This window comes from Levilactobacillus andaensis, from assembly GCF_016861695.1.
GTDB classification, from domain to species: domain Bacteria; phylum Bacillota; class Bacilli; order Lactobacillales; family Lactobacillaceae; genus Levilactobacillus; species Levilactobacillus andaensis.
Map to the genome: position 1 here is coordinate 59,805 of NZ_BOLP01000018.1, position 7,560 is coordinate 67,364.

The window sequence follows — 7,560 nt, forward strand, 5'->3', positions numbered from 1 at the left end:
TGTAGCTTTCTCCGAAACGTGCGGAGCGAGCCAGGTCCCTGCGCTTAACCCCATTTCACCAATGACCCGCTGTTAATGGTCGTATTGTCCGAGAGCGTTGAATTTGTTCTCGCCATTCTACCCCAATCCCGGCGGCTTCCGAAACGTGCGGAGCGAGCCAGACTCCTGCGCTTAGTATGAAAAGGACCCTTAGCCGGCTTTGCCGACTAAGGGTCCTTTTCCCACTACATTACATTTTGCTTTAATCTGCTACAGGGATTGTTTCTCGCCACTACATCCCTATCCTGGCAGCCTCCGAAACGTGCTCCGCGAGCCAGGTCCCTGCGCTTAACCCCATTTCACCAATGACCCGCTGTTAATGGTCAGCTTGTCTGAAACCGTCGAATTTGTTCTCGCCATTCCATCCCAATTCTGGCGGCTTCCGAAACGTGCTCCGCGAGCCAGACTCCTGCGCTTAGTATGAAAAGGACCCTTAGCCGGCTTTGCCGACTAAGGGTCCTTTTCCCACTAATGCTCAGAGTCTAAACGGCTCGCTCCGCACTCTTACATCTTCATTCCCATCTTCTCATACGAACTCATCCCGGCCAGATGGAGGTCCTTGACGTCGATGCCGCGTTCCTTGGCAACAGCATTCATCAGGGTATCCATATCCATCAGCTTATAGGTCTTTGGATGGTCTGGGTCGTACGCTTCGATTTGGGCCATCATGCCGCCATCTTCGTGTTCGATGATGTGGCAATGGTACATGTAAACACCGGTATGTTCGAACCAGACTTTGATGCGAACCGTTTCACCGGGGTTCACGCCGACCGTGTCCTTGAAGCCGTGTTCGTTCGGGTACGGTGCCTTGCCATTCCGCGAAACGACTAGGAATTGCGTGCCGTGCATATGGAACGGGTGAACCATGCCGGACCCCATGTCATTGGTGTTCGTCACGTCCCACAACTCAACGTTACCGACCTTTTGCCGGGCATCGATCCGTTGCATTTCAAATTTTTTACCGTCGATCATTACTTGTTCGTCCATGCCGGACATGACGACTTTTCTCACTGGCGTTTCTGGCGTCACCTCTGGATCTGGAATGTCCACGAGGTGTGCGGGCAACGTGACGTCTTCACGCTGGTAGTCGTGGATTCTGAAACGAACCAACGGTACATCGTCACTGTACAGTGTGACCGTCTGACCCGGTTTGACGCTACCAAAGTCGACGATAATTTCCGCCCGTTCCGCGCAGGTCAACATGAGGTGCGTGAATTCAACGGGTTCCGGCATGACGCCCCCATCGGAAGCGATTTGCGTAAATGGCAGGTCATTACTGAAATGTAGCCGCCATTCGCGCCGGTTTGCCCCGTCCAAGATTCGCAAGCGGAGCCGTTGGGTCGTGACGTCAAAGTACGGGTTGATGGTCCCATTGATCATTGCCGTTGGACCCTGAACGCCATCTGGATCGTAGTCGGCATTGTAATCCCACTGGTTATCCTCGTGGAAACGCCGGTCTTGCAAGACCAACGGAATGTCGTCAACCCCATAGTTTCTAGGGAATGGCAATTTAGCCTCTTGTTCGTCAGTTACAATGACCGTTCCCGCCAGGCCGTGCCACACCTGTTCGGCAGTTGATGGGCACGGATGAGCGTGCAACCACAACAAAGCTGCCGGTTGGTCGACCTTAAAGTCGATGTGTTTCGTCTCGCCAGGATAAACTGGCGCGTGGCACCCACCATCGGTATAAGGACCGGGAACGTTCAAGCCGTGCCAATGGAACGTGGTCAGTTCTGGCAAACTATTTTTCAAGTCGATGTGCATGGTCTTCCCCTTGGCAAAGACCATGGTTTGGCTCAACAGCGTGCCGTTGTAGCCCCACGTTTTGGTCTTCTTCCCGGGTAACAGTTGGGTCTCCCCAGCCTGTGCCTCGACCGTGTAATATGTATCCGTCGCCGTCTCTTTATCCGGCTTCAACAGCGGTGGCACCCGCAAAGGTTGTTCGGGAATATCCGGTTCCTCTAGCGGAACATAGCCCCCGTCGTGCGTGTTGAACGCCGCTTCATCAAAGAAATAATCCGTGTAAATTGATTTTGTCATCCTGTAGACTCCTCCACAATTTATTTGGTCACCAATCGGCCGTGTTACTTACACCATCATGATACCGCATTCAGCCAAACGGAGGAAATGACTCATCAAGATTTTATTTGGACCGTAGATGAAACAAAATCGAGAGCTGAAACAAGCTTGGAACACGTCACACTGAAACAACCTGAAACAAAAAAAGATTGGCCAACGTTCCAGCCAATCACAATGAAATTTTAAAATGAAAAAACAACAGGAGAAAGAAAACCCGATTGGTAGCGATGGTTTAAACTTTCCCAGCCGGAGAATTTCAGGCAGAACACTGTGTCGGTGTTGTTAGTCAGCGTTTCTAAGCTGGCTTACAACACGGGACGTCTTGAAGACTCGCGCATCATAGCGGGGCTTCAAGACGAGGCCAGAGACCGCCTTTCAGGCTCTGGCCGTTCCCCACAGTGTGGCCGCCTGAAAATTCGGAGGCGGCCTGCGGGGAAGTTCAAACCATCAAAGCTACCGGTCGGTGCGGGCACGGAGGGCGTAGAGAATCGTCACCGTATCCACCACTTCCTGGAACACGGCCCCGATGATCGCCGGAATGACCCCGAAGCTGGCAATCACCATCAAGACCGTACAGATAATGATTCCGATCAGCACCGCTTGCCGGGCAATCCGCATGGTCCACTGCGCAATATCTCGCGCTGCACTGACCCGCGTCAGGTCGTCCTTGAGCACCACGGCGTCGGCCGATTCACTGGCCGCCGTTGCCCCGTGAGCGCCCATGGCAATGCCCACATCAGCCGTTGCTAACGATGGGGCATCATTGATGCCGTCACCGACCATGGCCACTGGCCGTTGGTCGGCCGGTAATTCGGCTAGTACGTTGATTTTATCTGCTGGTAAACATTCCGCATGCACTTGGTCGATGCCCACTTCGGCGGCAATCTGCTTGGCAATGGGCTTGCGGTCCCCGGAGATCATGACTAAATTGTGGACGCCCAAGCGATGCAAGTCGGCCATGGTCGTCTTGGCTTCCGGCCGCAATTTATCACTGAAGCTCACGTACCCTTGATAGATGCCCGCCGCCGACACGTAGACCGCCGTCTGATTGGCCTTGTCGATTGACTCATCCGTGACGAACTCCGCCTTACCGGCCCGCACAGTCTGACCATCAATGGTGGCCTGTACCCCTTGCGCCGTGGTTTCGTTAACGTCGGTCGCCGGCAGTAATTTTTCGGTCGTGGCGGCCACTAAGGACTGCGCCAACACGTGACCGGAGTGCTGCTCAGCACTCGCTGCCAGCTGCAATAACTCTTCTTTCGGAATTGCCGTCACGGGAACAATCTGGTCGACCACCAATTTTCCTTGGGTAATCGTCCCAGTCTTATCAAATGCAAACGTCTTGACCTGCGCCAATTTTTCTAGCGTGGTCCCGGTCTTCACGATGATGCCGTTTCGACTAGCCCGACTCATCCCAGAAATCAGCGCGATGGGCGCCGCCAAAATCAGCGGGCAGGGTGAGGCCACCACGAGAACTTCCGCAAAACGAACGGGGTCGCCGGAGAAGCCCCAAGCGATACCCGCGATCACGTACGCCAGCAAGGTAAATGGCACCGCGTACCGGTCGGCCATCCGCACAAACTTCGCCGGTTGCGACTCCGCTTGCTTGACCAGCCGCACAATATTTTGGTACTGACTGTTGTCGGCCGTTTGGTCCGCCTGCAAATAAACGGAGGCTTCCCCGTTAACACTCCCAGACATGACCGTCTCGCCGGCCCGCTTGTCGATGGGCCGCGCTTCACCGGTCAGTGAAGACTCGTTGACCGTGGTCGGTCCCGTCAATAAGGTGCCATCGACGGGCATGACCTCGCCGGGCCGGACCAGTAACCGGTCTCCAACAACGACTTCATTGATGGCAACGTCCGTGATGTCATCGCCCACGGCACGGTGCGCCGATTGTGGCGAATTGTTCAAGAGTTCCTGTAATTCACTATTGGCACGCCGAGCCGCAAAGTCTTCCAGCGCATCGCCCCCGGTCAACATCAGTAAAACGATCAGTGCCGCCCAGTATTCGCTCACGGCCAAGGTGGCAATTACCGCGGTAATCGCCAACAGATCGACACCAAATTTACCGGACCGCAACGTTTTAACCATGTCAATAAACATTAACAGTGCCAGGAAAACCCCCAGAACAGTCACTAAAATCTGGGCCCAACCGGCCTGATGATTGACGAACTGAAGCCATAACGCAATGGCCCCCAAAACAATAACGAACCAGAAACGTTTATACTCTCGTAATTGCTGCATGAAATCTCCTCCTCGGAAACCCCTATTTAGTCGCGGGCGACCATTGTCACTCGTTTGTCTTAAGTTGAGTATACCAAAGCTTATGACACTTTTCACATTTTAGTATCGCTGCTTGATTATTTAGGGCCACGTTGGCTGGCGTTCTGAAGTGCCGTACAATTCTTTGCTAACCTAGACCATGGGCGACTTTTAAGACGCGTGGTTTTCGCGGCTTAAAAGCGAGCGAGAAGACTGGTGCCCTTCCAGGCTGAAGCGTCCCCACAGCAGGCGGAATCCCTGGCAGCCGCAGTGCAACCAATTTACACTAATTTAGCGGTATCAACCCGTACTAATACTGGGCTGAAACTGACAATTCATCTTTCAACCTTCAGATAATTACAAGAAAGACCCCTCGAGCGGATTATCCGTCTCAGAGGGGTCTTTCTAAATTTACAGTAGTCGTGCCTATCTCAAAAACTGGTTGGCTTCTTTGACAAACTCATCGTGGAATTGGAAGACACCCGCATGACCGGCATCTGGATAAATAACGAGTGAGCTGTTGGGAAAGGCCTTAGCCAGGTCATGACTATTCGGTCTTGTCGGTACCATGGCATCACTATCGCCGTTTGCGACCAAGACCGGGATCTCCAGCTTGGAGAAATTAATCGGCGTTTCTGCCCCCCATTTATTAATGGCCTTCAGTTGGGTACGATAAGCCCCCCAACCGATTGACCGGTCACGATTCGTCTTCCGGGCCTTGATGCGCTTCAAAAATTCTGCAGCCTTTTGCTTACCATTGGCGGTCCGGGTGAAAAAGAGATACGTCTTGATATCAGTGAACGTGACCAGCGCTTTGACCAAGGACTGATCGGAAATCTTGGTCACATCGCTGATTCCCTTTCCCCCACGAGGACCCGTCCCCGTCAACAGTGCCCGCCGAATCAAGGTTGGCTCCTGGTTGATCACCTCTTGGGCCACGAAACCACCCATTGAAAAGCCAAATAGGTCGACTTGTTTGAGACCCAGTGCATGGATGAACTCGCGAATTTCCTGGGCCATCCCTTGAATGCTCGTTGCCGCTTGACCACCCGAACCACCAACACCCTGATAATCTGGCAGAATCAGTCGGTGTTCTTTGGCAAGACCATCGATAACGGTTGGATCCCAATTATCGAGATTACCTGACAAGTGAATCAGCCCAATTACCGGGACATCGGCAGGCGCGCCAATCTCGCGGTAAGCAAATTTTTTATTTTCCGGCGTCACAATGGTTTTAGTTGGAACATCAATGTATGCAGTCATTTAGAAGGAGTCCTTTCTAGCAAAGTGTCTGTAGCCCTTGCCCTTAGGGGAATTATTTAATAGTTGATAGCGGAAGTCACTTGGTCGACCTTTATCAGTCGGTTATTTTTAGTAACTAATTGTCTCTTTTGTAACTGAACTGAGTCTACCACACATGGTAACAATTTTCATTAATTGTTACTTGTGAAAATCAGGCAATCCTGCTCGGCGCTAATTTTTCCAACTCATGACCTTAACAAAAAGCGCTCAATCGCCTAAACACAGCAATCGAACGCTTCATTATTTCAAGTTAAATTTTAAAAATGACGCCGAATGACAGCTGCTGAACCTAAGATCATCAGCACAATGCTCCCACTCAAGACCGCTACGCCGTTAACGCGGTCGCCAGTTTGCGGCAACTTCGTGTTAGTTTTGCCCTTAGTCGTGGTCTTGCCAGGGTGTTCCGTTGCCGTCACACCAGAAACTTTAGCTGCCTTGACCTGAGACTTTTTAGCCTTAGCCTTCTTCGCTGGTTTCTTTTCGGCTTGGTTGGTTAAGCTTTCGCCCTCTTTATCTTCGCGGGCTGCTTCTTCGGCATCGGTTTCGGTCCCACCGTCAACGTCGATAGTCCCAGTCGTGTCGTCCTCTTCCTCTTCGGAAGTTTCGACGCCGTCCGTGTCGCCACCGTTGTTGCCGTTGTTACCGTTACCTTCATTACCGCCGTTGTTCTCGTTACCGTTGCCTTCGTTGCCACCATTGTTCTCGTTGCCGCCGTTACCTTCGTTACCACCATTGTTCTCGTTACCGTTGCCTTCGTTGTTGTCACCGCCACCAACGGCACCGTTGCCGTTTGATGAGGAAACTTTCCCGTTGGCTTCTTCGGAATGCTTACCACCGGAGGCCCCGCCACCCCAAGTCATGATGGCTTTATTCTTAAATTTGTAGCCGGAGTCGATCAAGGACGTGTCGGTCACCTTGGTGTAGTAATCGATCGTGACTAAATTGCTGACCGTGTCGTTGAATTTCAACGTGAACCCTTGGTCGCTGTATGTAATTTTGTAATCGTCTTCCGTCATAGCTGGCTTTTCGCGCTTGTAATTCGTGGTGTCCACCCAGTGAGCGTTGCTGACGGTGACGCCGTGGATCATTTCTTGGTAGTCGCCGATTGTGTCGGAAATTTCCAAGTTCTTCATGGTGATTTCTTGCCGGTTGACCAAGATGGTCCATTTAATAGTACCGTCGTCCTGTAAGACACCCTTTTTCGACAAGTTGGCTTCGTTAGTCACCATGTTGATGACCGAAGTACTGGTCTGGTTATCTTTCAGGTCAAAAATAACATCCTTCTCGCCAGAGTCTTCGCCGCGATACTTGGTCGCCAGATTGACTGTCAGCTTATCATTGGTCTTGCCTTCGAGGGCGGCGTTCATCGTCATCACGACTTTGCCATCGCTCACAACAGCCTTCCCAATGACGGTGCCGTCCGTGTCGAGCACGTCAAACGTGTCCCCGGGCGTCTTGGCCTTCAGATTAGCTGGTAAGTCCAACGTGATCGTATCCCCGTTATGAATGGGCGTACTCCCAAAGTCTAGCTTATACTGAATATCAATGGTATCGGCATGCTTGAAATCAGGGCCGTTCGTGACCTTAGCCGATGTGGTAAATTCGGCGCCACTATGATTGGTCGCCGCCTTCACTGGAACCGTGCTAATGACCAGCAACATAACTAAACTTACTAGTCCGATTAGTAGTTTCCAGACTTGACTGTTCTTCTTCAAAAAAATCCCCTCCTGTAACCTTTTCTACTCCCAAATTATACCCGTTAGTTGTTTGACTTGGCAATCGAATTTGAAAGTTTTTTAGGCTCTTTGTCAACGGGTGTTGATGAGGGGAATTTGAGAGGTTCAATTCATTTTCGAATTGGGCCTCTTTTTTGAA

At 51.7% G+C, this 7,560-nt stretch carries 5 protein-coding genes; all 5 read right to left on the reverse strand.

Annotation, left to right across the window (positions count from 1 at the left end; translation table 11 throughout):
- Positions 1–543: 543 nt before the first annotated feature.
- Positions 544–2,079 (reverse strand): multicopper oxidase family protein, encoded by a 1,536-nt coding sequence (locus JUF10_RS11970; protein WP_203642673.1) that lies wholly within the window; start codon positions 2,077–2,079, stop codon positions 544–546.
- A gap of 492 nt (positions 2,080–2,571) precedes the next feature.
- Positions 2,572–4,365, reverse strand: a complete 1,794-nt coding sequence (locus JUF10_RS11975) for a heavy metal translocating P-type ATPase (RefSeq protein WP_203642674.1) — start codon at positions 4,363–4,365, stop codon at positions 2,572–2,574.
- A gap of 444 nt (positions 4,366–4,809) precedes the next feature.
- The gene (locus JUF10_RS11980) at positions 4,810–5,646 is read right to left on the reverse strand and encodes an alpha/beta fold hydrolase (protein ID WP_203642675.1); all 837 of its coding nucleotides are present in this window, start codon (positions 5,644–5,646) and stop codon (positions 4,810–4,812) included.
- A 296-nt stretch (positions 5,647–5,942) separates the two neighbouring features.
- Positions 5,943–7,400 carry a collagen binding domain-containing protein gene (locus tag JUF10_RS11985; RefSeq protein ID WP_236008224.1) on the reverse strand — a complete coding sequence of 486 codons (1,458 nt, stop codon included), beginning with the start codon at positions 7,398–7,400 and terminating at the stop codon, positions 5,943–5,945.
- On the reverse strand, positions 7,330–7,560 hold a 231-nt coding region (locus JUF10_RS11990; protein ID WP_203642677.1), incomplete at its 5' end, for a hypothetical protein. The genes JUF10_RS11985 and JUF10_RS11990, both read right to left, overlap by 71 nt.

What these genes read in the sequence shown, in the direction of transcription:
- JUF10_RS11980 (WP_203642675.1), bottom strand. Translation starts at nt 5,646, where the DNA reads ATGACTGCATACATTGATGTTCCAACTAAAACCATTGTGACGCCGGAA.
- JUF10_RS11970 (WP_203642673.1), bottom strand. Translation starts at nt 2,079, where the DNA reads ATGACAAAATCAATTTACACGGATTATTTCTTTGATGAAGCGGCGTTC.
- JUF10_RS11975 (WP_203642674.1), bottom strand. Translation starts at nt 4,365, where the DNA reads ATGCAGCAATTACGAGAGTATAAACGTTTCTGGTTCGTTATTGTTTTG.